A 24,267-nucleotide genomic window follows, 5' to 3' on the forward strand; every position below is an offset into this window, starting at 1 on the left:
AGACCATGAAATACGCAGCGTTCGGCAATACGGGCTTGCAGGTTTCCCAATTGGCACTGGGTACGGGCAACTTCGGCACGGGGTGGGGCCATGGCGCCGACCCGGATACCTGCACGAGTATTTTCAATGCCTACGCCGAAGCCGGCGGCAATTTCATCGATACCGCGGACGTTTATCAGTTCGGCCAGTCCGAAGCGCTGCTCGGCACGCTGCTGCAAGGGCGCCGCGAGGATTTCCTGCTCGCCAGCAAGTACACCAGCGGCGCAGTGCCCAACGCCAACCGCCTGGTGACTGGTAACAGCCGCAAGGCGATGGTCGCTTCCGTCGAGGCCAGCCTGAAGCGCCTGAAGACCGACCGCATCGACCTTTACTGGGTGCACCATCCTGATGGCGTGACGCCGGCCGAGGAGCTGATTCGCGGGCTCGACGACCTGGCTCGCGCCGGCAAGATCCTCTACGCCGGGCTGTCCAACTTCCCGGCCTGGCGCCTGGCCCATATCGCTACGCTGGCGGAGCTGACGCGCTCGCTGCCCATCGCCGCTGCGCAGTTCGAGCACAGCCTGGTGCATCGTGAGCCCGAGGCGGATTTGTTCCAGGCCTGCCGCGCGCTGGGTTTGGGTATGCTCACCTGGTCGCCACTGGGTGGCGGCATGCTCACCGGCAAATATCGGCAGGGCGAGAAGGGCCGGGCCGAGGGCCTAGGCGGGCGGGTATTTCAGGCCGAGAACTCGCCGCAGCGCACGCAGATTCTCGATACGGTGCTGGCCATCGCCGAGGAGCTGGGCGCCACGCCGGGCGAGGTCGCCATCGCCTGGGCCGGCAGCCACGGCTCGGTGCCGATGATCGGCCCGCGTTCTCTGGCGCAGGCCACCGATAACCTCGGTGCGCTGGCGATCAGTCTCTCGGCCGAGCAGCTCGAACGGCTCGATGTGGTGAGCGCGCTTGGTGAGGCGACGCCCGCCAGAGCGGTGCTGGCGGGCAGGCAGGTGATCGCGTAGCACGGGCGCAGCGCCAAAATCCTCTCCACGCAGTATGATGGCGTATAGCTATGTTGTGTTGGGTGCCAACCGACCGGCGTGACGCGTTGCATCATCAGGAGAGGGCATGGGCACGGATCTGCTAAGCAAACCGCAACTCAAGGAATTGGTGCGCCGCGTCATCGTTTCCCAGGGCAATGCCTTCATCAGGGAGCTGTTGCGCGGCACCAACGTCAAGATTGGCGCGACCAAGGAAGACTTTGCCGCCAATCTGGACGCCGCCATCGATGCCGACGAGCTGACTCAGGAAAAGCTCGAAGCCTGGCTGGCGGAAGTCGAAGGTTGGGGCGATCAGCATCTTTACCTGATCGAGCCGCCGCTGATTGAGCCGGCGGTACTCGCCGGCGGTATTGCGGCGAGCGTCCACGCCAGCGTGCTGAACGCCAGCGCCAGCCTGGACTTTCCACAAGCACTTGAACTCAAGCACATCGCGCTGACCGACGCGGGCCTGTCGATGGTCTGGCATCAAGGCAAAGCCGGCTGGAATCGTTTCAAACCCAAGGATTTCTCTCTCGAAGAAGGGTTGGAGCATTATCGCTTCGACGCTTACCGGCAGCGCCTCGACCGCAGCGTGGTGCGCTTCGAATGGCGCTTCGTTGATGCTTATTGTGCAGTGCTGATTCACCGTAACCCGGAGATCGATCATAAGGCGGTCTTTCAGGATGTGCGCCTGACCCTGACGGCGATTGGTTGCCCGGACGCGCACCTGCAACAGATTCCCCTCAACCAAGCGGTAAAAGTCGCGGCGAGCAAAGGCAAGGGCGTGCATTCGACCCGTTTCGAACTCGACGGTGGCTATGTGGAGATGGCCTCGACCCTGGCCGAGGGCGGCATCGAAGCCGTGGAGCCGGTTCGCATGGTGCTGCAGGCAGTGGACACTGGTCAGTTCGACCGTGCCCAGGGCATGCTGCATTTCGCCGCCGAGGAACACGGCACTAGCCGACGTATCGCGGTGCAGGTGTATGGCCGTGAAGGGCGGCTCCGCATCTGGGCGCAGTGCAAACGCGAGGACATCGTACGTATCGTCGAGCTACTCTGGGCGTACAACGGCGCGCCATGAATCATCTAGCCACGGGCCACTGGCAGGCCGAGATAGAAAGGCGCCTGGAGCAGGGCGTCGAACTCGAATTCTCTCTGGTGCAATTCGCTCAGGCTGTAGGCGCTGACGCCGAGGATCCGGCTCTGCAGCGCCACTTCGAGGCGCTGATTGCCAGCGGCGGTGCACAGCGGATCAACGCCTACCGTTGCCCCATGGGCGATTGTGAGCGGCTGTTGCCACTCGGCGCGATCCTTGATGCGTGCCCGTACTGCCAGACGGATTACCAGGCCGAGGGCTGTGAGCCGATCAGCGTGCTTTATTACCGGCTGGTCGGTGAGGTCAGTCGCGATATTCGCTGGGTGATCGTCATCCACGGCATGAACAGCCGTGCCAAGTGGCAGGAGGCTTTCAGTTGGGAGATCGCCAATCGCCTCAGCTATTCAGCGCCGGTGCTGATCTACAAATACGGCTGGGCGACCATCGACGTATTCGCCCGCTGGCTGCACGAACGCCTCGCCAGGCGCCTGGGTGAGCGCATGCGCATCGCCATCGAAGAAGCGCAAAAGAGCCGGCTGCCCGATAGGCCGGACATCATAGCCCACAGTTTCGGCACGCTGCTGTTGTCCCGCGTGCTGGAAAACCCCGGGTTCGCCGACCTTAAGTTCGGCCGCATCATCACCGCGGCGAGCATCGTGCGCCCTGATTTCGACTGGGATCGGTTGATCGCTGACGGTCGAGTGGAGGCGGTGCTCAATCATGTTGGCGGTCAGGATCGCGCCGTGCCCTTCGCCCAGTACGTCATTCCCGGCGCCGGGCCGGGCGGGAAGGTGGGGTATCTGGCGAAATCCACGCTCAATGTGCGTGCCGCGACTTACGGTCATTCGGGGTTCTTTCTCCCCGAAAACCTGAGCGTGGCGATTGCGCGGCATGGTCTATGGCAAGCTTTTCTGACCCGGCCATTGGCGCACTTTCGCCCGGAGGGCGCTTTCGTTGCCGAACCGAATTGGCGGCCGGCGCCGCTGGTGGTGCGGGTATGCACGCGCCTGCTGGCCTACGCAGTGTTCTGGGTGCTGGCGCCGTTCTCGTGGGGGCGGCGTAAGATCGATCCTTGATGGCGGATACTTTTAGGATCGGTTCACGATCTTTTTAGGCGTTATGAAAGAGGCTGCTACAAGGCAAAAGCGGACTTTCTGCGATCCGTGGGAGCGGCTTTAGCCGCGAGCTCTTTGCATCCTAATAGAGCTCGGGCTAAAGCCCCTCCTACAAAAGCAGCAGCGCCCGATGTCCGCTTCTGCCTTATAGCTGCCGCTTCATGCACATAAAGATCGTGAGCAGGTTCTCACCTCAGATCCGAGGTGCGCTTTTCACCGTCGACAGCGCGCGCTCGATGGCTTCGTGAGGTGTCGAGGGCAGCGGCTGCTCGACGTAGTTGTACTTGCTGTTGTCCATAACCAGCACCTGGGCCTTCTTTGCCAGTTTGTCGACGTCGTAACCCAGGTCGATGCAGGCGCCCAACATGGCCAATATGGCCTGCTCCAGCACCATTTCACTTTGTGTAGCCATTTGCGCACCTCGGTCATGGCCAGTAGCCGGCCGGCATTGAGCGCAGATGATTCCGCGCCCTACTGGTGAGATATGACTGCACGCCAGGCAGAAGGATTCAGCACAAGTTGTTGGTAATCACCGTCCTGCCGATGAGTGACATGTCTGCCTATTTTTAACGTCCGCGACGGGCTGATCCAGTGAGAAATAGCGAGCAATCGCACAGAGCCACAAGCGCTGCGGTGCTAAGATTGCCGCCGCCTTTCGCAGCACCGCGCGCCTTGCGCCAGGCCAGGAAGGCCGAACATTCCCATCATGGATATGCATTGAGCAGACGATGAACAAATTAGCAGCAGTAGCAGTAAGCCTGGTTGCCGTTGGCGCCCTCAGCACAGCAGGCGCCTGGTACACCGGCACCCAGTTGCCCGGTGTGCTGAACAACCTTATCGATGAGGCCAACAAGCAGGGTGCCGACGCGCTGCTGGGTACGGGCGTTTCCACCAAGTTCGAACTGGTGTCACTGGAAACTCGCTTGTTCAGCAGTACTGCGCACTACCGCTTCTCCCTGGACGCACCGGCTAAAGACGGCGAGCCACGGCATATCGAGATTCTGCTGGTGGATAACATCGAGCACGGCCCGCTGCCGGCCTCGCGGCTCATGCGCCTGAACCTGTGGCCGGTCATGGCAGCCAGCAGCTACCAGCTGGAGCCCAACGAACTGACCCAGAGGTGGTTCGATGCCGCCAAGGGCGCTGCGCCTCTAACCGGTACAGGCGTTCTGGGTTACGACGGCTCGACCCAGGGCACTATGGTGCTCACACCGCTGGATTTCGCGCCGTCGCCAACCTCCACAGTCAAGTTTTCCGGCATGACCCTGGATATCGAAGCCAGCAAGAATGCCAAGCAGGTACAGGTCAGTGGCGGCATGGACAGCCTGCTGCTCAACACTACCGATGACACGCCCATGCAGGTCGACCTGCGCAATCTGACCGTGAGCAGCGAGCAGCACCTGGGCAGCGGTGATTTCTATGTGGGTGACAGCAGCATCAAGCTGGCCACCGCGCAGATCAAAGTGGGCGACAAGCCTGCTGTACTGATCAAGGACCTCGCCCAGGTCGGCAGCCTGCAGGAGAGCGGTACCTCGCTCAACGGGCAGATTGGCTATGACATCGGCATGGTCAGCTATGATGGCAAGGACATCGGTAGCCTGCGCACGTTGTGGGCGATCAAGAACTTCGACAGCGCTGCGTTACAGTCGCTGATCAAGCTTTATCAGGACAAGCTGACCCCGATTCAGCAGGCCCAGGCCTTGGGTGAGGAAGCGCCAGAACTCGACTTCTCTGCCGATGAAGAAACGCGCATGAAGGCCGATCTTGAGAAGCTGCTCGCCGGCAAGCCACAGTTGGCGCTGGACAACCTCACCCTCACCACGGTCCATGGCCAGGCTTCGCTGCGTGTGGTGCTGGATCTGGACAAACCGGAGTCCTTCGAGCTGGCGCCTGACGAACTGGCCAGGCAGACCATCGCGAAACTCGAGGCCAAGCTTTCGGTTGCCAAGGCGGTGATCGGCGATGGCGTGCGCATCCAGGCCGCACTTGAAGGCGTTACCGATGCCAAGGCCATCGAAGAGCAGGCGACAATGATGACCGAGATGGGCAGCGGCATGGCGCTTGGCACCGGCCTGCTGACCCTGGAAGGCGATACCTTGCAATCCTCGCTGCATTACGCCGACAACAAGGTGACCTTCAACGGTCAGGACATGACCGTCGAGGAGTTCGTCACCCTGGTGATGTCCAAGACCGGCGGCATGGGCGGTGGCCTGGGTGACGACCCATCGGCTTACGATTCGCAAGACGGATCGCAATACGATGAAGGCGCTGACCAGCCCGAGTAACGCGCTTGCCTGATGCAAAAAAGCCAGTCATACGACTGGCTTTTTTGTGGGCGGTGTCCCGTCCTAGATAAGGCTTACAAAAGATTGGCCAGATGCTGGTCGAGGCCTACATCGAGGCGGCGCGGCAGGCAGGCTTCGAGACGCTGAGCCTGCATGTGCGAGGTGACAACCCCGCCTGGCTGCTCTACGAGCGCGCCGGATTCGTCGAGGTCGGAGTGAATGCGCGCGGCTACCTGCACTAGGAAAGGCAGTGTTGAGCCGCAGACGTCGGTTTAGCGACCTGTTGGAGTCGCTACTGGAGCCTGCGGTTTGAGCTGCCCGGTGCGCGGCAGCAGCGCGGTGGCCAGGCCCAGCAGTGGCAGGAACGACACCAAGTGATAAACCCAAACGATGCCGTGCACGTCGGCCAGCTCGCCGAGTACCGCAGCACCGATGCCGCCAATGCCGAACATCAGGCCGAACATCAATCCGGAGACCATGCCCACGCGCCCCGGCACCGCTTCCTGGGCATAGACCACCAGGGCGGCGAAGGCTGAGGACATCACCAGGCCGATCAGGATCGCCAGCACCGCTGTTGCCGTAGCGCCGACGTAGGGCAGGGCAAGGGCGAAGGGCGCCACACCCATGAAGGAAATCCAGATCACTGCCTTGCGGCCGATACGGTCGCCCACCGGGCCGCCGGCGAAGGTGCCGAACGCCACCGCGGCGAGGAATATGAACAGGTAGATCTGGCTCTGCTGAACGCTCATGGCGAAGCGCTCGATCAGGTAGAAGGTGAAGAAATTGGTGAACGCCGCGATGTACACGAACTTGGCGAACATCAGCACGCAGATCACCGCGATGGCCTGGATCACCTGGGCGCGGTTCAGACCGGCCGTTTGCTTGCTGGCCAGGTTTTTCAGTTTCGCCTGGCCATGATGCACGCTCCAGATCGTCAGGCGGCAAAGCACGAAGATCGCCAGGGCGGCGGCGAGCATGAACCAGGCGATGGCATGCTGGCCGTAGGGGATGACGATGGCGGCTGCTAACAGAGGCCCCAAGGCCGAGCCCGAGTTGCCGCCGACCTGGAAGGTCGATTGCGCGGTGCCGAAACGCCCGCCGGAGGCCATTCGCGCGATACGCGAAGCTTCAGGGTGGAAGGTTGCCGAGCCGACGCCGACTACTGCCGCCGATAGCAACAGCATCTCGTAGCTGCTGGCAAAGGCGAGCAGGGCGATGCCGATAAAGGTCATCACCATGCCCGAGGGCAACAGGTAGGGTTTGGGGTGCTTGTCGGTGTACATGCCGATCCACGGCTGCAGCAGCGAGGCGGTGATCTGGTACACCAGGCCGATCCAGCCGATCTGCGCGAAGCTCAGCGAGAACTGGGTCTTGAGCATCGGGTAAACCGCCGGCATCACCGCCTGGATCATGTCGTTGAGCAGATGCGAGAAGGCAGCGGCGCCGACGATCGGCAGCAAAAAGCCATGGGCCTGGACGGGCGATGCAACGTCGTTGACAGCGGATTCGGGGGAGGCGAGATCGGTGGTGGTTTTCATACGCAAGGCTTCGAGTGGCTGCTGGCATGCGGGGGCGCCCGGCCAGGTAGCGGGACAGGGCGCCAAGCTTACGGCTGCAGGCCGCGCCTGTCTCGCCTGATTCGGCAGCGGGCTAAACTTCCGCGCCGCCTCTAAAGGTCGATTTCGGGACAGACAGCGATCAACGGCGAGGGCCCATGTACGACCATAACAGCACCGCGCGGGTGAGTTCAGGCCGCGGCGGATCCGCCAGATGAGTCGCCACGGCGCTGCAGCGCTGACCACGCCCGACGGCCGCTATCTGCTCGTCAGGGGCCGACTGTGCGCCTGTCCAATCCCGCGTTGAGCGAGTCGCGGCGCCAGGCCCTGGTCAATGAGCTCATGGAGGCTCGGCGCCTCGTCAAGGCGGCAGACGATACCGCAGCGCTAAAGCGTGCACGCGCCCAGGTGCAGGCAGCCAAGGTCGCCCTGGGTGAGCGTGGCCCGGTGTGGTGGCGCGATGGCGCACCGCACCACAACCACCATCTGGTCGCTAACAGCTTTTATGCCGACTGGTTCGAAAACCGTGGGCGTGAAGCCAATTCGGGCCAAACATGATCGAGGTCGACAATACCCGCGCAGGGGGCTGGGCGCCGCGCTCATCTGTGCGTACGCTGTGCGCGCCCGGCCATGCATCGAAAGGCAGGGCCGCGACGACCTTCAGGGCAGCAGAGGCGATGTGATGGCGCGGCAGCGAGCGGGGAGAACCAGACGTGCATGATTCCGGTCGGCGACAGTTCGACCTGCCTTCGGGAGCCGGTAACCCACGTGGCCTGCTGATTGCCGCAGTGATTTTCGTGTGCAGCGTACTGTTGCTGTCGACCGCCCTGCACGTGCGCTGGGACAAGGCCCAGGCCATGGCCAAGAGCACGGAGGCCATGCAGACCCTGGCGGCTGCGCTGAACAGCCAGGCTGAGTCGACCTTTCGCGTTGCCGATACCGTGCTGACCGCGCTGATCTCCATGCACCACTCCGGTGGGCATGGCGAGGCCAACATTCGCGAGCTGAACCAGGTGGCCAGAGCCCAGATAAGTGAACTGGGTGAGCTGGACGGCCTGTATATGTCCGACGCCAGCGGTCAGTACTTTCTGGCCACCAATGGCGAAACCCAGTCGTACAACAACGCCGATCGCGTCTATTTTCAGCACCACCAGCAGGGCTCTGGCAACGAGCTGTATATCGGTCAGCCGGTGAAGGGCAAAACTACCGGGCAGTGGGTCATCACCTTGTCGAAGGGCATCTATGACGATGACGGCACCTTTCTGGGCGTCGCCCTGGCCACGCTCAGTGTCGAGCGGTTCCGTACCCTGTATCGTTCTCTGCCGCTCGGCGAGCAGGGCATCGTGGTGCTCGCCAAGCGCGATGGCACCATCCTCGCTCGTTCCGAGAGCGACGCGCAGACGTATCTGACCAATATTTCCCAGAGCCCGATGCTCAAGGCGATCAACCAGGGCATCGACAAGGGCTCGGTGACGCTGACCGCCATCGTCGACGGCGTGCGGCGCATCTATGGTTTCGACGCCAGCCCCAAGTACCCGGTGCTAGTGGCGGTGGCGATGCCCGAAGAGGCAGCGCTGGCCGCCTGGAAACAGCGCGCCTGGGCGATGTGGGGTTTTGCTTTGGCCGCTGTGCTGGGCGTCGGCATCATGGGCTTGCTGGTGCTGCGCGCGCTGGGCCGGCAGTCGGCCATGGCGGTCGAGCTACATGCCGCACATCAGTCACTGGCCACTGCCAACAGCACACTGAAGACCCTTGCCACCGAAGACGGCCTGACCGGCCTGGCCAACCGACGACACCTCGATGGTTATCTGGCCAGCGTGTTCCAGCGGGCCCGCAGCGATGGTACGCCGCTGGCTTTCGCATTGGTCGATGTGGATTTCTTCAAGGGCTACAACGACGCCTACGGCCACCAGCGCGGTGACCAGGCGCTGATCGAAGTCAGCAGAGCCATGCGTGCCCTGATGCGCCGTGAGGGCGACCTAGTGGCCCGCTATGGCGGCGAGGAGATGGCCATCGTTATGCCGCAACTGGAAGCCCAGCCGGCAGTGGCGATGGCCGAGCAGGTGCGTGCGGCGGTGCAGCGCCTGGGCATCGAGCACCGCCAGTCCGCTTATGATCAGGTCACCGTGAGTATTGGCGTAGTCGCAGGCATTCCGGGCGATGACTTCGCCACGGTCGATGAGATGGTCGCGGCCGCCGACCGTGCGCTCTACGCCGCCAAGGGCCAGGGCCGCAATCGCGTGGTACTGGCCGCGCTTTAATTTGCCGATCTGTTGCCCGTCACACCCTTATGAACGCGCCGGCCCAGCCTCGACCTGCTCGCGCAGCAGTTGCAGGTAGCGACGCGCTCCCAGGCCCAGCGGGCGGCTCTTGTACCAGATCACATCGACCCACAGGCGGATCTGGCTGGCCATGTTGTCGAACTTCACCGCGGCCAACACGCCCGAGTCGATCATCGGCTGCACCAGCGGATGGGGCAGATAGGCCCAGCCCATGCCGGCCTGCACCAGATCAAGGGTGGCCATGTAGCTGTCGGTCAGCCACACCCGGTGGGATAGCACGATCTGCGGCTCCGAGGCTTTGGGGTCGTCACTGGCTACCACTATCTGTCGGGTGTCGGCCATCTGCCCGGCGTCCAGCCGCGTGCCTTCACTGTTGAACGGATAGCCCGGTGCCGCCACCGCCGTGAGCAGTTGGCTGCCGGCCTCGGCGAAGGCTTCGCGCTCGTCGATGCCGGGGCGCTCGAACATCAGCGCCACGTGCGCGCTGCCGTCATGAATCATGCGCACTGCGTCGGTTTGCGCGGCCGAGCGGATCTCGACTTCCAAGGTCGGAAATTCCCGCGCCAGGGTGGTCAGCGGTCGACTCCAGGCGCCAGTCTGCAGCTCCGGTGCCATGGCGATCACCAGCCGCCTCTCCAGGCCCTTGTGCAGTTGCAGGGCGTGGGCGTCGAGCAGGTTCAGCTGGCTAACCACTTGCCGGGCCTGGGGCTCTAGGGCGCGGGCGGCCGCCGTGGGCAGCGCCTTGCGGGTTGATCGGTCGAACAGCTCCAGATCGACCTCGGCCTCCAGCTGCGAAATCGCCATGTTCACGGCCGAAGGCACGCGGCCCAGCATGCGGGCTGCGGCGGAAAAAGAACCCTGGTCGATGACGGCAAGAAAGACCCGAAGCGATTCGCTGGTGAAAACCATGGTTGTCAGATTTCCTGATAACAGTTGTCTTTTTGTATCAGATTTATGCGCTTAGCATCCAGCTCATCGAAGCATGTTTCTTGAGGTGGATATGTTCAAGGCAATGGCAGGCCAGGTCGCGTTGGTCAGCGGTGCAGGCAGCGAAAGCGGCATCGGCATGGCTATCGCGCGCCGGCTCGGCGCGGCTGGTGTGAAACTGATCGTTACCGCCAGCAGTGCGCGCATCGCCGAGCGGGTGGCCGAGTTGCGCGCCGCTGGCTTCGAAGCCGAAGGCCGTGCGGTCGACCTGACTGACGAAGCCCAGGTGCAAGCGTTCGCCGATTGGGCCGAGGCTTGCTGGGGCCAGATCGACATCCTCGTCAATAACGCCGGCATGGCCATGCAGGGCAGCCCCGAGCCCTTCGTCGAAGTCTCGAAGATGAGCCTCGACATCTGGAACCTGTCGATCTCGCGAAATCTGACCACCGCCTTCCTGCTTACCCGCGCCGTGCTGCCGGGCATGCAGCAGCGCGGTTATGGCCGCGTGGTGCATGTCAGTTCGGTGACCGGCACCCGTGTCGGCAACCCCGGTGAGGCCGGTTACAGCGCGGCCAAGGCCGGCATGGTCGGCCTCAACCTGTCGCTGGCGCTGGAAGTAGCCGGGCAGGGCATCACCGTCAACTGCGTGGCACCGGGCTGGATCGCCACCGGCGCCAGCCAGCCGGAAGAACAACGCGCCGCCGCCTACGTGCCGGTGGGCCGCGCGGGGCATCCCGAAGAAGTCGCTGCCGCAGTAGCTTTCCTGGCTTCACCGGAGGCCAGCTACATCACCGGCGAGACGCTGACCATCGACGGTGGCAACGCCCTGATCGAGAACAAGGCGCCCTGAACGCGCAACCTTTCAACCGATTACTAGGCGGCTTGCAGAGCCGAGGAGTGAACCTGATGCAACCTGTCGTACTGATTACCGGTGCTCTTGGCGGAATTGGCCAGGCCATGTGTGAGCGTTTCAGCGCCAGCGGCTGGCGGGTGTTCGGTACCGACCTGGACGCCACTGGCCTGGCCGGCCTGCAGGCCGCCGGCAAAGTGGTCGGTGCGCATGCCGCCGACATCCGCAAGCCTGGCGCCTGCCGCGAAGTGGTTGCCGCGCTGCTCGCCAGCACCGGCCGCCTGGACGCCCTGGTCAACTGCGCTGGTGTGTGGCGCGAAGGCCCGGTGGAGTCGTTCAGCGAAGAAGACTTCGACATCGTGCTGGACGTGAACCTCAAGGCCACCTTCTTCATGTGCTCGGCCAGCATCCCGGCGCTGCGTGAGAGCAAGGGCGCCATCGTCAACATCTCCAGCGACGCCGGTCGCCAGGGCAACCGCAACGCCGCCGCGTACTGCGCGAGCAAAGGCGCGGTAACGGTCATGACCAAGGCGCTGGCGTTGGATCTGGCCCCCGATGGCGTGCGCTGCAACAGCGTGTCACCGGGGGATGTGGAAACCCCGATGCTCAAGTTCCAGGCCGAGCGCTACGGCAATGGCGACATGAGCGCCTACTACCAGGACCTGCTCGCCAAGTACCCGCAAGGCGAAGCCGCCCGTTTCATCCAGCCCGGCGAAGTGGCCGATCTGGTGTTCTTCCTCTGCCAGAGCAGCACCCGCTCGATCACCGGCGCGGACCTGGCCATCGACTGTGGTGTGTCGGCCGGCAACTGATTGTTGCGCCGACCCAATTGAGAACAATTAGGAGCCTTACCATGTTCCAGAGTGGCATCAATGATAAAGCCGTCGAAACCTTCGCAGCCCGTGAGCGCGAGGTTTTCCTGCAGCGCAACCCGAAATCCATCGAGCTGGCCAAGCGCGCGCGCAAGTCGCTGTTCGGCGGCGTGCCGATGCACTGGATGAACGACTGGTCGATGCCCAGCTCGCTGTTCGTCAGCCGTGCCAAGGGGGCGCGCTTCTATGACGTCGACGGCCACGAGTACATCGACTTCTGTCTCGGCGACACCGGCAGCATGTTCGGGCACTCGCCGGACCCCATCGCCAAGGCTCTCGCGGAGCAGGGCGCCAACGGCCTGACCACCATGCTGCCGGGCGAAGACGCGATCATCGCCGGTGAACTGCTCGCCGAGCGCTTCGGCCTGCCGTTCTGGCAGATGGCGACCACTGCCACCGACGCCAACCGTTTCGTGATTCGTTGGGCCCGTGCCATCACCAACCGCAAGGTATTGCTGGTGTTCGACGGCTGCTACCACGGCACCGTCGACGACGTGATGGTGCGCTGCAAGGAAGGCCGTACCGTGCACCGTGGCGGCCTGATCGGCCAGGCCCGCAATCTGGCCAAGACCAGCCGCGCCGTGCCGTTCAACGATGTCGTCGCACTGGAAACAGCCCTTGCCAAGGGCGACGTGGCGGCGATTCTCTGCGAGCCGGCGATGACCAACATCGGCATGGTGCTGCCTGAGCCGGGCTTCATGGACAAGGTCCGCGAGCTGAGCAAGAAATACGGCAGCCTGCTGATCATCGACGAAACCCACACCATCTCCACCGGCCCTGGCGGCTGCACCCGCGCCTGGAACCTCAAGCCGGACTTCATCACCCTCGGCAAGCCGATTGCCGGCGGCGTACCCTGCTCGGTGTATGGTTGCAGCCACGAAATGGCCCAGGCCATGCGCCTGGCCCAGCAGCACGCCAGTGAAACCAGCAGTGGCCATGGCCACAGCGGCATGGGCACCACGCTGTCGGCCAATGCCCTAGCGATGCACTGCATGCGCGTGAACCTCGAAGAGGTGATGACGCAGGCGGCTTACGAGCACATGCTGCCGTTGGCCGCACGCCTGGCTGACGGCCTGCGTGGGCTGGTCAGCAAGCATGGCCTGAACTGGTCGGTCACCGAGCTGGGCGCGCGCTGCGAATTCCAGTTCTGCGCCACCTCGCCGAAAACCGGTGCTGAGGCCGAAGCTGCTTTCCACGACAGCCTGCAGATGGCCCTGCACCTGTACCTGATCAACCGCGGCATTCTTATCACGCCGTTTCATAACATGACCCTTTGCACCCCGGAAACCACCGCCGCCGACGTCGACAAGCTGATCACCACCCTCGATGCAGGGCTGAGCGAGCTGCTGGTGATTCCCGGTGCCCGTGCCTAACTCCGTAGACCGGTGCGATCACGATGATCGCGCCGGTGTTTCCGTCATCCTTTTCGAGTACTGATCATGCAATTCGCCGACATTCAGGAAGCCCGCGATTTCCTCGCCGCCCACCCCGAGGTGCGCAGCATCGAGCTGATGCTGATCGACGCCAACGGCATTCCGCGCGGCAAGCTGCTGCACCGTGAAGAGCTGCTGGCGATCTACCAGAACGGTCGCCCGCTGCCCAGCTCGATCCTGGCCCTGACCGTTCAGGGTGAAGACGTCGAAGCCACCGGCCTGGTCTGGGAAGTCGCCGACGCCGATTGCTGGACCTACCCGCTGCCCGGCAGCCTGACCTTGCAGCCCTGGCGCAGCACGCCCACCGGACAGTTGCAGGTGAGCATGCACCCGACCCAGGGGTTGCCTGCAGCGCCCGCCGACCCGCGCCATGCCCTGGTGCGGGTGATCGACCGCCTCAAGGCCGACGGCTTCCACCCCGTGATGGCCGTGGAGCTGGAGTTCTACCTGCTCGACAAGCAGCGCGATGCCAACGGCCGCCCGCAACCGGCAGTGCAGATGAATGGCGTGCGCCCGGAAGCGCCGCAGGTGTACGGCGTGTACGAGCTGGAGCAGGTACAGCCGTTCCTCGACGATCTCTACGCGGCTTGCGAAGCGCAAGGGCTGCCGGTGCGCACGGCGATTTCCGAGTACGCACCGGGCCAGCTCGAGCTGACCCTGGAGCACCGCTTCGACGCGCTGCAGGCCGTCGACGAGGGCATTCGCTACAAGCGCCTGGTCAAAGGTGTGGCCAACAAGCACGGCTTGCAGGCCTGCTTCATGGCCAAGCCGTTCGGCGACCTGGCCGGCAGCGGCATGCACATGCACGTCAGCCTGGCCGACGAGCAGGGCAACAACCTGTACGCCAGTGAAGACCCGCAGGGCACGCCGCTGCTGCGCCACTCCATCGGCGGCATGATGGTCACACTGCTCGATTCCCTGGCGATCTTCTGCCCTAACGCCAACTCGTTCCGTCGCTTCCAGGCCAACAGCTACGCGCCATTGGCCAAGAGCTGGGGCGTGAACAACCGCACCGTGTCGTTCCGCGTGCCGGGCGGCCCGGCGGTCAGCCGTCATATCGAGCACCGCATTTGCGGCGCCGACGCCAACCCGTATCTGGCCGCCGCGGCGATTCTCGCCGGCATCCACCACGGCATCCGTGAGCAGATCGACCCGGGTGCTGCCATCGTCGGCAACGGCTACGAGCAGGCCACCGAGTTCCTGCCCACCGACTGGCTCACTGCGCTGCGCGCTCTGGAAGGGTCGACCTGGGCTCGCGAAGCTCTGGGCGAGGAGTTTTTCAAGGTGTTCCTGGCGATCAAGAAAACCGAGTACCGTCAGTTCATGGCCGAGGTCGGCGAGCAGGACTGGCGCTGGTATCTGAACCACGCCTGAGTGGAATGGGGGATGACATGATCGAAGTAACCGAAGTCTCCATCGCCGAGCTGCGTGCCGCGCTCGAGGCCGGCCGCACCACGGCGGTCGAGCTGGTGAAGGCCTACTTGGCGCGCATCGACGCTTACGATGGCGTGGGCACTGCCACGGCGCTCAACGCCGTGGTGGTGCGCAACCCAGATGCACTGAAGGAAGCAGAGGCCTCCGATGCGCGGCGCGCCCGTGGCGAACTGCTGAGCCCGCTGGACGGCATTCCCTACACCGCCAAGGACAGCTACCTGGTCAAGGGCTTGACTGCTGCTTCCGGCAGCCCGGCCTTCAAGGACCTGGTTGCCCAGCGCGACGCCTTCACCATCGAGCGCCTGCGTGCTGCCGGCGCCATCTGCCTGGGCAAGACCAATATGCCGCCGATGGCCAATGGCGGCATGCAGCGCGGTGTTTATGGCCGTGCGGAAAGCCCGTACAACGCCAACTACCTCACCGCTCCGTTCGCCTCGGGTTCTTCCAACGGCGCCGGCACCGCGACGGCGGCGAGTTTTTCCGCGTTCGGCCTGGCCGAGGAAACCTGGTCGAGCGGTCGTGGCCCTGCCTCGAACAACGGCCTGTGCGCCTACACGCCATCGCGCGGGGTGATCTCGGTGCGCGGCAACTGGCCACTGACGCCGACCATGGACGTGGTGGTGCCCTACGCCCGCAGCATGACCGACCTGCTCGAAGTGCTGGACGTAGTCGTCGCCGATGACGCCGATACCCGTGGCGATCTGTGGCGCCTGCAGCCGTGGGTGCCGTTGCCCAAGCCGTCCGAGGTGCGCCCGGCGTCCTATCTGGAACTGGCCGCCAAGCCGGATGCCTTGAAAGGCAAACGCCTGGGCGTGCCACGCATGTACATCAACAAAGACGAGTTGGCCGGCTCTAGCGAAAAGCCTGGCATTGGTGGCCCCACCGGGCAGCGCATCCACACCCGTGCTTCGGTGATCGCGCTGTGGGAGCTGGCCCGCGCCGCGCTGGAAAGCGCAGGCGCGACGGTGATCGAAGTGGACTTCCCGCTGATTTCCAACTGCGAGGGCGACCGCCCTGGCGCGCCGACCGTTTACAACCGTGGCAGGGTGCCGCACCAGTTTCTGCTCGATGAACTGGGTGAGCTGACGGCCTGGGCTTTCGATGATTTTCTGCGCGCCAATGGCGACCCGAAACTCAATCGCCTGGCCGACGTCGATGGCCCACAGATTTTCCCCCACGACCCAGGCACGCTGCCTAACCGTGAAGATGATCTGGCCGTCGGTATGGACGAGTACGTGCGCGTGGCCCAGCGCGGCATCACGCCGTGGAACGAAGTCGCCAGTATGCCGGACGGCATGCGCGCGCTGGAGCGGACCCGCAAGCTGGATCTGGAAGACTGGATGGACAGCCTGCAGCTCGACGCGGTGATCTTCCCGGCGGTGGCCGATGTCGGCCCGGCGGACGCGGACGTCAATCCGGTATCCGCCGATATCGCCTGGAGCAACGGCATCTGGGTCGCCAACGGCAACCTCGCCATCCGCCACCAGGGCGTTCCCACCGTCACCGTGCCGATGGGCGTGATGGCCGATATCGGCATGCCAGTCGGCTTGACCTTCGCCGGCCGCGCCTACGACGACAACGTGCTGCTGCAATTGGCCTCGGCGTATGAGGCGACCGGCAACAAACGGCAGATCCCGCCGCGCACGCCACCGCTGTCAGGGGCAGCGACTTCATAGCCTGGAGGCGGCCTGCTTTAAAAGCAGGCCGCCTTACATAGGTAACTCAGCAGAAACCATTGGCGTGCTTTTCACCAGCGCTAGAAGCCGGCGGGTAAGGGCAGGGCAGTGGTGGACTTGATGCGCTCCATGGCGAAGCTGGAGCTGATGTCGGCGATGCCGGGAATCTCGATCAGCCGCTTGTAAACGGCGTCGTAGCCTTCGATATCCGGCACCACCACGCGCAGTAGGTAGTCGGTTACGCCGGCCAGCCGGTAGAAATCCACCACCTCGTCGATAGCCGCCACCTTGTGGTGGAACTGCTTGAGCCAGTCGGCGTTGTGCTGGTTGGTACGTACGAAGGCGAATACCGTGACCGGCACGCCGATCTGGCGTGGGTCGAGCAGCGCCACTCGGGCACGGATCACTTTGGTCTCTTCAAGTTTCTGGATGCGTCGCCAGCAGGCCGTGTTGCTCAGGCCTACACGCTCGGCCAGTTCACCCAGCGCAAGGGTGCAGTCGTGCTGCAAAAGACCGAGGATGGCGTGATCGAACTTGTCCATGATCTGGCTCGTTAAGATGATTGGGGAATAAGCAAAGCACGTAAGCGGATAATCTTGGAAATATTTTCCAGTAATAAGCTTTTTTCCGGAAATTAGTTGCTTATTTGATGGCCTCAGGCCGCCAAATATCAAGCTATTTCCCTGGCCGTTCTCTTAGCATATTCGCTCTGATCCGCCGTCGCAGGCGGCACTTCTTTCGATCCACAATGGCCGTTATCCCATGACCGAGCGCTATTTCGACTATGCCGCCACCACGCCTATCGACGATGGCGTAATCCAGGACATGCTGGCCCACATGGGGCGCGATAGCACCTTTGGCAACCCGGCGTCGGCGTCGCATTCGTACGGCCAGCGCGCGCGCCATGCCGTGGAAAAGGCGCGCCGGCAAGTTGCCGAACTGGTCGGCGCCAATGCCGACAATCTGGTGTGGACATCCGGCGCGACCGAGTCCAATAACCTGGCGCTCAAGGGTGTGGCAGCTGCGGCGCAGGGTCGCCGGCATATCGTGACCAGCAACCTGGAACACAAGGCCGTGCTGGATACCGCCCGGCAACTGGAAAGCGAAGGCTTCGAGGTGACCTGGCTGCAGCCAGATGCAGACGGTTTGATTCAACCCGAGGCCGTCGCGGCTGCACTGCGTGAAGATACCCTGCTGGTGTCGCTGATGTGCGTCAACAACGAACTGGGCACCCTCACCGATATCGCCACGATTGGCGAACGGGTGCGTCAGCGCGGTGCGCTGTTTCATGTGGATGCCGCCCAGGCCACCGGCAAGGTGGCGATCGACCTGGCCAGCCTGGCGGTGGACCTGATGTCGTTCTCGGCGCACAAGAGCTACGGCCCCAAAGGCATCGGCGCGCTCTACGTGGGTGAACGCGCGCGCGGGCTGATTCAGGCGCAGATTCATGGTGGCGGTCATGAGCAGGGTCTGCGCTCCGGCACCCTGGCTACCCACCAGATCGTCGGCATGGGCAGCGCGTTCGCCCTGGCCGGCGAGCTGATGGAAGAGGAAAACCGTCGTATCGCCGGGCTCGGCGCGCAGCTTCGCGAGGGCCTGCTGAGCCTGCCGGGCGTGCGCCTCAACGGGTGTGCCAGGCAACGAGTGCCACACACGCTGAACCTGTGCATCGATCATCCCTGGTTCAATGTCGAGAACCTGAGCCGCAGCCTGGCGTTCTCGTCGACGTCGGCGTGCAATTCGGCCAGCAGCGCGCCATCGCACGTGCTGCTGGCGCTGGGGCTGGACGCTAGCCAAGCGTATCGCAGCATCCGCCTGAGCCTGGGGCGCTATACCAAGCTCGAAGATGTCGAGGCGGCCATCGAGGCCATTCGTCACTGCTTGCCGCAATGAGCGATTGCCAGGGCAAGGCCTAGCCGCCGAGGCTGGGGCAGTTCTCGAATATGTCTGCTGGCGGGTTGTAGAGCATGTCGGGGGCGCCACCGAGCACCATATCGGCGAAACCGTCGGCATTTACGTCGGCGAAGCGTACGTTCGTGTTGGTGCTCAGTTGGCAGAACGTTCTGCCGCGCATGGCCAGCACGTTGAAATTTTCACTGCCTTCGGACCAGAGCCATTGCTCGCTGAGGCCATAGTGGTGCTTGTAGTAGCTGTGCTTCAGTGTGGGAATCGCCTGCACCACCAGGCCCAGGCACGCCAGCAGGCCGACGAGCCGGTACTTACGCGCCATCCAGGTTGGCCGCGGTTCGCGGCGAACCATGCCAATCAGCAACAGCAGCAGGGCCGGCAGAACCACGACAAACGTGCCGATGATCAGCAGCACCAGGTAAATCAGCTCTTCGTCTTTCAGGTAGAAGGCCGAACGGCTGTCCAGATAAAGAAAAACGCTCGCTAGCGCATACAGACCAACCAGCAGCAGATAGCGCGCGCTCCGTTTGAACATGGCTTTCCCTTGTGGCGTCCGTTGCGTTGTCCGGTGAAGAGCGGCAGTTAACATCAGCGGGCACTATTCAAGAAGCTTTTTTGTGGCCTGGCCCATTTGCCGTGACGTGGCGAGGTGCGACGCATTGGCGCAGGTGAATCCACACAGGCTTATCGAGTAGCCTTGCGCTTCTGTTTTCGCTGCGGTCGGTAGGAGTCGAGCATTGAGTCACAAGAGCAAAACCTTTCTCTGGGGTGGGCTGGGTCTAAGTCTGTTGGTGCTGGTCGTCGCGTTCCGGCTGTTCTTCGTCTGGGCGACCACGTTGCCGCTGGACGCCCCGGTGCGTCTCGACCAGGGCGAAACCGTCGAGCTGCCGGTAGAGACCCGTACCCTGGAATTCGACACCCTGGCCGTGGTGTTCTCCACCGCCGAGTTGCCACTGTTCACTGTGCGCAAGCTGTCTGGCGGGCCGATCTGGGAGAACGAGCAGTGGGTCGAGTACCCGCCGGCGCCGCTGACCCTGGCCTGGAAGCTGCTCACCCCGGCCGGCGAACTGGTGTCCGAAGGGCAGGGTTCGCTGGGCGAGGAACTGACCAGCTACGGCAGCGACCAGATCACCCGCGCGGTGGCGCGCATTCCCATGCAGCCCGGTGATTACCAGCTGCAGGTGCAGGTGCTCAACCCGGATGCACGCTTTGGCGAAGTGGATACCCGCCTGGCCTTCGTGGCGGCCGGCAAGGGCCAGACCTGGCAGAGCGGCGTGGCCTGGTGGGGCTCGATTGTCGCCGGCGTGCTGCTGATTCCGTTTGTGATCATCTGCGGCCTGTTGGCCCTGCACAACTTCATTCGCTGGCGCTACGGCGAGCCGTCAGCGGACTGAATCCCTCGCGGGCGGCCCTAGCGCCGCTCGCCTCACAACCTCTTCACGATCTTTATGTGCCTGAAGCGGCAGGTACAAGGCAAAAGCGGCCGGTGGGCGAAGCTTTTGTGGGAGAGGCGTTAGCCTCGATTGTGCCTAGCTAGGCGTAAAGAGCTCGGGGCTAAAGCCCCTCCCACGAGTTCGCGAACGGCCTCTTGCGCCACGTTGTTGCCGAAATCAGCGAACCTGGACTGAAAGATCATGAACAGGCTCTCAGAACCTGTTGCGCACGTCGGTGGCCAGCAGCGCCTGCTCGAAGCGCTCTAGAAACACCGCCTCGGCATGGGTGCGTTTCTGGTCGCGATTCCACAGCAGGTACACGTCCACGTCGATAACGCCCTCGGCCGGCGGCAGGCGCCATACCTCGCCGGCCTGCACGTCCTTGGTGACGATGTGTTCCGGCAGGCAGCCGATGCCGTAGCCAGCAGCGACCAGGCGGCGGATCTCGTCGAGGCTCGACGAGGAGGCCACAATACGCCCGGTAAAGCCCTGCTGGTCGCGGAAGATGGTCAGCGGCGACAGGTTGCCGCCTATCTGATCGCTGGTGAAGCTCACGAAATTTTCGCTTTTCAGGTCGGCCAGCTTCAGGTGTTTGCGGCCGAACAAGGCATGGCGCTTGCCGCAGAAGAACGCGTAGCGCTGCTTGAGCAGCACCCGTTGTTCCAAGCGCGGCTGCGGCGTGCGGCACAGGCTGAGCCCGAACGAGGCGGTCTTCTGCAGTAGCGCGCTGACCACGTCGGAGCTGCGCAACACGTCGAACTCGAATTCGACCCGCGGGTAATCGACGTGGAAATTCGCCAGGAAGTCGTCGTAGAAGCGCGACTCGATGCGGCTGATCATCAGGATGCGGATCTTGCCGGCGACGGTTTCCTCCGGTGCGTCGAGCGCCGGGCCCAAGCGCGACACCGTACCGTACAACTCGGCGGCGATCTGCATGACTTCCTCGCCAGCTTTGGACAGCGCGATTCGTGGCCCGCTGCGAATTACCAGGGCGCTTTCCAGCTGCTCCTCAAGACGCTTGAGCGCCTGGCTGACGGCCGGCTGGCTCAGATGCAGGCGCGCAGCGGCGCGGCTGATGCTGCCTTCCTGGCCGATCACCAGAAAGGTGCGTAGCAGGTTCCAGTCCAGTCGGTCGTTGAGAAAACGGCGTGCTTCGGCGTGGCGGTAGCCAGCATTCATAGGCGTTTAAGTATCCGTTTTACTTATACTTGAGTATTGAAATTAGAAGCTTTGCTTAGCATAGGGTCGGGGGCATGATCTGACAATGCACCGCCAGAGTGCGACCGATCCCTACCGGGATGTGCTTTTTCTCCTGCCTATAAAAACGAATCCGGGAGCTTGCGATGACCACCCCTACATCCACGCCGCGTCGTGCCGCGGCCGCCGCCTTCATCGGCACCACCATCGAATTCTACGATTTCTACATCTACGCTTTCGCCGCTGCGCTGGTGCTTGGGCAGCTGTTCTTTCCCAGCGACAACGCGATGCTGAGCACCATGGCGGCCTTCGCCACCTTTGCCGTGGGTTTCATCGCCCGGCCTTTCGCCGGCATGGTCTTCGGCCACCTGGGTGACCGCCTGGGCCGCAAGAAGATGCTGTTGTTCACCATGGTATTGATGGGCGTGGCCACCACCTGTATCGGCCTGCTGCCAACCTACGCCCAGGCCGGCATCTGGGGGCCAATCGGCCTGGTAGCGCTGCGTTTCCTGCAGGGTATTTCGGTCGGCGGCGAGTGGGGCGGCGCGGTGCTGATGGCCAGCGAGCACGCTCCCAAGGGCCGCAAGGTATTCTTTGCGTCTTTCGCCCAGCTGGGTAGCCCGGCGGGTCTGCTGCTGGCGCTGATCGCCTTTCGCGCGATCAGCGAGATGGAGCCCGAAGCGCTGATGAGCTGGGGCTGGCGGGTGCCGTTTCTGCTCAGTGGCGTGCTGATGCTGGTGGGCCTGGTGATTCGATTCGGTGTGCCTGAGTCGCCGGAGTTCACCAAGGTCAAAGAGCAGAAGCAGACCTCCAAGAGCCCGGTGAAGGACGTGCTGCGTCATAACTGGCGGCAGATCCTGTTCGCCGCAGCGGCGGTGACCATCGGCTCGGGCGGCTTCTTCTTCACCAATACCTTCATGATCACCTACGTGACCCAGTACCAGGGCATCTCCAAGTCGACCATTCTCGACTGCCTGTTCCTGGTAACCATCCTGCAGTTCCTTTCCCAGCCGTGCTCGGCACTGCTGGCAGAACGCTTCGGTGAGGGGCGCTTCCTGAAGTGGGTGGCGGCACTGTGCATGCTGGTGCCGTACCCGATGTTCCTGCTCGTGCAGACCGGCAACCTGGTCTACATGACCGCCGGTATCGCCCTGGCCGTGCTGCTGCTGGCGGCGCTGTATTCGGCGATCGCCGGTTACATGGCCGAGGCCTTTGCCGCCCAGGTGCGTTACTCGGGTATTTCCATCGCCTATCAACTGGGCAGCGGCCTGACCGGTGGCCTCACGCCGCTGATTGGCACCTACCTGGCCGGGCAGTTCGCCGGGCAGTGGCTGCCGCTGGCGCTGTTCTTCAGCGTGCTCGCCCTGATGTCGCTGGTCGGTGTGGTCGGCCTGTCGCGCCTGCGTGCCGAGGAGCGCCGCAACCCTAGCCTGTCCAACCCGGAGGTCGTGACCCCATGAGCAAGCCCGAGATCATCAGCGATGCCGAATGGCAGGCGCGTTGCGACCTGGCCGCCCTGTACCGGCTGGTCGCCTACTACCGCATGACCGACCTGATCGACACTCACATTACCCTGCGGGTGCCGGGGCCGGAGCATCACTTCCTGATCAATCGCTATGGCGTGGCATTCGAGAAGATGCGCGCCAGCGATCTGGTGCTGATCGACCTGCAGGGCAATGTCGTGGATCGCCTGAGCGGCGAGCGGCGGGTGAATGCTGCCGGTTTCGTCATTCATTCGGCGATTCACGAAGCCCGCCCGGACATGTGCTGCATCGTGCACACCCACACCGCTGCCGGCATGGCCGTGGCGGCCCAGCGCGACGGCCTGCTGCCGCTGACTCAACATGCGCTGAAGTTCTACGGCAACCTGGCGTATCACACCTACGAAGGCATCGCCCTGTCGCTGGAAGAACGCGTGCGTCTGGTGGCGGACCTGGGCAGCCACAAGGCGATGATCCTGCGTAACCACGGCCTGCTGGCCGGAGGGCAGAGCGTGGCGCATGCCTTTCACGAGATCTATTTCCTGGAGCGCGCCTGCCAGGCGCAGGTCCAGGCGATGTCGGCAGGCGTGGCGCTGAATATCCCCAGTGAGGAAGTCTGTCGGCATACCGCGGCTCAGTTCGCCCGCGATGGCATCGACGGCATCATCGATCTGGCCTGGCAAGCCGCCGTGAGCCTGATCGAGGAGCAGCGCGATGACTGGTGCCGCTGAAACCCTGCCCAGTGTCGTATTGCTGTGCCGTGAGCGGCCACTCGAAGACTGGCTTGCCGAGGTGTTCGCCCGCCATGCCCCCGAACTCAGGGTGCTGCGCCCCGATGAGCCGGGTGCCGAACGGGCACAGGTCGCGGCCTGCTGGTACCCCGCCGAAGGCAGCCTGGGTCGCTTGCCGGCCTTGCGGTTGATCCACTCGATCGGCTCGGGCGTCGACCACCTGGAACACGACCACTCCAGGCCTGCCGGGCTTCCCGTGTGTCGGGTGGTCGATCCCGATCACTCGCAGGGCATGGCCGAGTACGTGCACTGGGGCGTGCTGCATTTTCACCGCGGTTTCGACCAGGTGCTCAACGGTCGCGCGAGCCGGCAATGGCAGCGGCCGGTGCAGTGCGCTGCACGAGATTTTAATGTCGGGGTCATGGGCCTGGGCGCCATTGGCACGCCGGTGGCCGCGCGGCTGGCCGAGGCCGGCTATGGGGTGCGCGGCTGGGCGCGCACATCGCGCGAACTGCAGGGCATCGCCACCTTTGCTGGCGCCGAGGCGTTGCCCGGCTTTCTCGAGGGCCTGGACCTGCTCGTCAACCTCTTGCCGCTGACAGCCACCACGCGCGGCCTACTCAATCATGAACTGTTCGCCCATATGGCCCCGGGCGCGGCGCTGATCAACTGCGGCCGCGGCGAGCACCTGGTCGAGGCCGATCTGCTCGATGCATTGGCCAGCGGCCAGCTGCGCGGTGCCTTGCTGGACGTGTTCGCCAGCGAGCCGCTGCACCGCGACTCGCCGCTCTGGCAGACGCCCGGCGTGTGGGTCACCCCGCATATGGCGTCTGCTGCATCCGATGCCTGCATCGCCCGGCAGATCGCCGACAACCTGCAGCGCCTGCACGCTGGCCTGCCCCTGAATCATCAAGTCGATCCCGGACTGGGTTACTGAATCGCTGGCGGGCGAGCGCCCTTCAGCCACGACTACGG

The 24,267-nt window shown here is 63.6% G+C and carries 23 protein-coding genes; 17 read left to right on the forward strand and 6 right to left on the reverse strand.

Translation table 11 applies throughout. The features are described 5' to 3' along the window. Window positions 1-5: 5 nt before the first annotated feature. The 3 genes from BUC40_RS10185 (at window position 6) to BUC40_RS10195 (ending at window position 3,188) form a co-directional block, all read left to right on the forward strand. A complete protein-coding gene (locus tag BUC40_RS10185) occupies window positions 6-998 on the forward strand; it encodes an aldo/keto reductase (RefSeq protein WP_073265285.1) in 993 nt (330 codons plus the stop codon). A gap of 106 nt (window positions 999-1,104) precedes the next feature. Then, on the forward strand, window positions 1,105-2,097 hold the full coding sequence (locus BUC40_RS10190; protein ID WP_073265287.1) for a hypothetical protein: 993 nt from the start codon (window positions 1,105-1,107) through the stop codon (window positions 2,095-2,097). Then, complete coding sequence (locus BUC40_RS10195) at window positions 2,094-3,188, forward strand: lipase family protein (protein WP_073265289.1); 1,095 nt, start codon at window positions 2,094-2,096, stop codon at window positions 3,186-3,188. Before BUC40_RS10190 ends, BUC40_RS10195 begins: the two co-directional genes overlap by 4 nt. Before the next feature lie 232 nt (window positions 3,189-3,420). On the opposite strand, the gene BUC40_RS10200 is transcribed toward BUC40_RS10195, so the two are convergent. After that, window positions 3,421-3,639 (reverse strand): hypothetical protein, encoded by a 219-nt coding sequence (locus tag BUC40_RS10200; RefSeq protein ID WP_139272159.1) that lies wholly within the window; start codon window positions 3,637-3,639, stop codon window positions 3,421-3,423. 316 nt (window positions 3,640-3,955) lie between these two features. On the opposite strand from BUC40_RS10200, the gene BUC40_RS10205 reads away from it, so the two are divergent. Both BUC40_RS10205 and BUC40_RS10210 read left to right on the forward strand, forming a co-directional pair. Beyond that, on the forward strand, window positions 3,956-5,512 hold the full coding sequence (locus tag BUC40_RS10205) for a YdgA family protein (RefSeq protein ID WP_073265292.1): 1,557 nt from the start codon (window positions 3,956-3,958) through the stop codon (window positions 5,510-5,512). Window positions 5,513-5,595: 83 nt separating this feature from the next. Further along, window positions 5,596-5,754: a GNAT family N-acetyltransferase gene (locus BUC40_RS10210; RefSeq protein WP_279627146.1), complete on the forward strand. Its 159-nt coding sequence runs from the start codon at window positions 5,596-5,598 to the stop codon at window positions 5,752-5,754. Between the two features lie 30 nt (window positions 5,755-5,784). Here BUC40_RS10210 and BUC40_RS10215 read toward each other — a convergent pair whose 3' ends face one another. Further along, window positions 5,785-7,050 (reverse strand): MFS transporter, encoded by a 1,266-nt coding sequence (locus BUC40_RS10215; protein WP_073265294.1) that lies wholly within the window; start codon window positions 7,048-7,050, stop codon window positions 5,785-5,787. A 300-nt stretch (window positions 7,051-7,350) separates the two neighbouring features. Between BUC40_RS10215 and BUC40_RS10220 the strand changes: the two genes are divergently transcribed. Together BUC40_RS10220 and BUC40_RS10225 are read left to right on the forward strand one after the other, a co-directional pair. Continuing rightward, on the forward strand, window positions 7,351-7,626 hold the full coding sequence (locus tag BUC40_RS10220) for a hypothetical protein (RefSeq protein ID WP_341864608.1): 276 nt from the start codon (window positions 7,351-7,353) through the stop codon (window positions 7,624-7,626). A 155-nt stretch (window positions 7,627-7,781) separates the two neighbouring features. Beyond that, entirely contained in the window at window positions 7,782-9,329 is a 1,548-nt protein-coding gene (locus BUC40_RS10225; protein ID WP_073265296.1) for a GGDEF domain-containing protein, read from the forward strand. A gap of 27 nt (window positions 9,330-9,356) precedes the next feature. Here the strand turns inward: BUC40_RS10225 and BUC40_RS10230 are convergent, their stop codons facing one another. After that, the gene (locus tag BUC40_RS10230) at window positions 9,357-10,259 is read right to left on the reverse strand and encodes a LysR family transcriptional regulator (RefSeq protein WP_073265298.1); all 903 of its coding nucleotides are present in this window, start codon (window positions 10,257-10,259) and stop codon (window positions 9,357-9,359) included. Window positions 10,260-10,350: 91 nt separating this feature from the next. On the opposite strand from BUC40_RS10230, the gene BUC40_RS10235 reads away from it, so the two are divergent. From BUC40_RS10235 to BUC40_RS10255, 5 genes are all read left to right on the forward strand, one after another. Next, window positions 10,351-11,127 carry an SDR family NAD(P)-dependent oxidoreductase gene (locus tag BUC40_RS10235; protein ID WP_073265299.1) on the forward strand — a complete coding sequence of 259 codons (777 nt, stop codon included), beginning with the start codon at window positions 10,351-10,353 and terminating at the stop codon, window positions 11,125-11,127. Between the two features lie 56 nt (window positions 11,128-11,183). After that, window positions 11,184-11,939, forward strand: coding sequence for an SDR family NAD(P)-dependent oxidoreductase (locus BUC40_RS10240; RefSeq protein WP_073265301.1), 756 nt, complete (start codon window positions 11,184-11,186; stop codon window positions 11,937-11,939). 41 nt (window positions 11,940-11,980) lie between these two features. After that, window positions 11,981-13,372, forward strand: a complete 1,392-nt coding sequence (locus BUC40_RS10245) for an aspartate aminotransferase family protein (protein WP_073265303.1) — start codon at window positions 11,981-11,983, stop codon at window positions 13,370-13,372. Window positions 13,373-13,438: 66 nt separating this feature from the next. Beyond that, window positions 13,439-14,806, forward strand: a complete 1,368-nt coding sequence (locus BUC40_RS10250; RefSeq protein WP_073265305.1) for a glutamine synthetase family protein — start codon at window positions 13,439-13,441, stop codon at window positions 14,804-14,806. Window positions 14,807-14,823: 17 nt separating this feature from the next. Next, complete coding sequence (locus BUC40_RS10255) at window positions 14,824-16,542, forward strand: amidase (RefSeq protein ID WP_073265307.1); 1,719 nt, start codon at window positions 14,824-14,826, stop codon at window positions 16,540-16,542. Between the two features lie 80 nt (window positions 16,543-16,622). Here BUC40_RS10255 and BUC40_RS10260 read toward each other — a convergent pair whose 3' ends face one another. Then, complete coding sequence (locus BUC40_RS10260) at window positions 16,623-17,084, reverse strand: Lrp/AsnC family transcriptional regulator (protein WP_073265309.1); 462 nt, start codon at window positions 17,082-17,084, stop codon at window positions 16,623-16,625. 220 nt (window positions 17,085-17,304) lie between these two features. Between BUC40_RS10260 and BUC40_RS10265 the strand changes: the two genes are divergently transcribed. Further along, window positions 17,305-18,435: a cysteine desulfurase family protein gene (locus BUC40_RS10265; protein WP_073265311.1), complete on the forward strand. Its 1,131-nt coding sequence runs from the start codon at window positions 17,305-17,307 to the stop codon at window positions 18,433-18,435. A gap of 19 nt (window positions 18,436-18,454) precedes the next feature. Here the strand turns inward: BUC40_RS10265 and BUC40_RS10270 are convergent, their stop codons facing one another. Continuing rightward, entirely contained in the window at window positions 18,455-18,985 is a 531-nt protein-coding gene (locus BUC40_RS10270) for a hypothetical protein (protein WP_073265313.1), read from the reverse strand. Window positions 18,986-19,187: 202 nt separating this feature from the next. Here BUC40_RS10270 and BUC40_RS10275 point away from each other — a divergent pair, with 202 nt between their 5' ends. After that, a complete protein-coding gene (locus BUC40_RS10275) occupies window positions 19,188-19,844 on the forward strand; it encodes a hypothetical protein (protein WP_073265315.1) in 657 nt (218 codons plus the stop codon). A 252-nt stretch (window positions 19,845-20,096) separates the two neighbouring features. Here the strand turns inward: BUC40_RS10275 and BUC40_RS10280 are convergent, their stop codons facing one another. Continuing rightward, window positions 20,097-21,062 (reverse strand): LysR family transcriptional regulator, encoded by a 966-nt coding sequence (locus BUC40_RS10280; protein WP_073265316.1) that lies wholly within the window; start codon window positions 21,060-21,062, stop codon window positions 20,097-20,099. A gap of 164 nt (window positions 21,063-21,226) precedes the next feature. Here BUC40_RS10280 and BUC40_RS10285 point away from each other — a divergent pair, with 164 nt between their 5' ends. The 3 genes from BUC40_RS10285 to BUC40_RS10295 are packed head-to-tail and all read left to right on the forward strand — an operon-like array spanning window position 21,227 to window position 24,229. Further along, window positions 21,227-22,540, forward strand: a complete 1,314-nt coding sequence (locus BUC40_RS10285; RefSeq protein ID WP_073265318.1) for an MFS transporter — start codon at window positions 21,227-21,229, stop codon at window positions 22,538-22,540. Then, window positions 22,537-23,292, forward strand: a complete 756-nt coding sequence (locus tag BUC40_RS10290) for a class II aldolase/adducin family protein (RefSeq protein ID WP_073265320.1) — start codon at window positions 22,537-22,539, stop codon at window positions 23,290-23,292. The genes BUC40_RS10285 and BUC40_RS10290 overlap by 4 nt, the downstream gene beginning before the upstream one ends. After that, on the forward strand, window positions 23,276-24,229 hold the full coding sequence (locus BUC40_RS10295; protein ID WP_073265322.1) for a 2-hydroxyacid dehydrogenase: 954 nt from the start codon (window positions 23,276-23,278) through the stop codon (window positions 24,227-24,229). Before BUC40_RS10290 ends, BUC40_RS10295 begins: the two co-directional genes overlap by 17 nt. Window positions 24,230-24,267: the final 38 nt, after the last annotated feature.

The organism is Phytopseudomonas punonensis (genome assembly GCF_900142655.1).
Lineage (GTDB): Bacteria > Pseudomonadota > Gammaproteobacteria > Pseudomonadales > Pseudomonadaceae > Aquipseudomonas > Aquipseudomonas punonensis.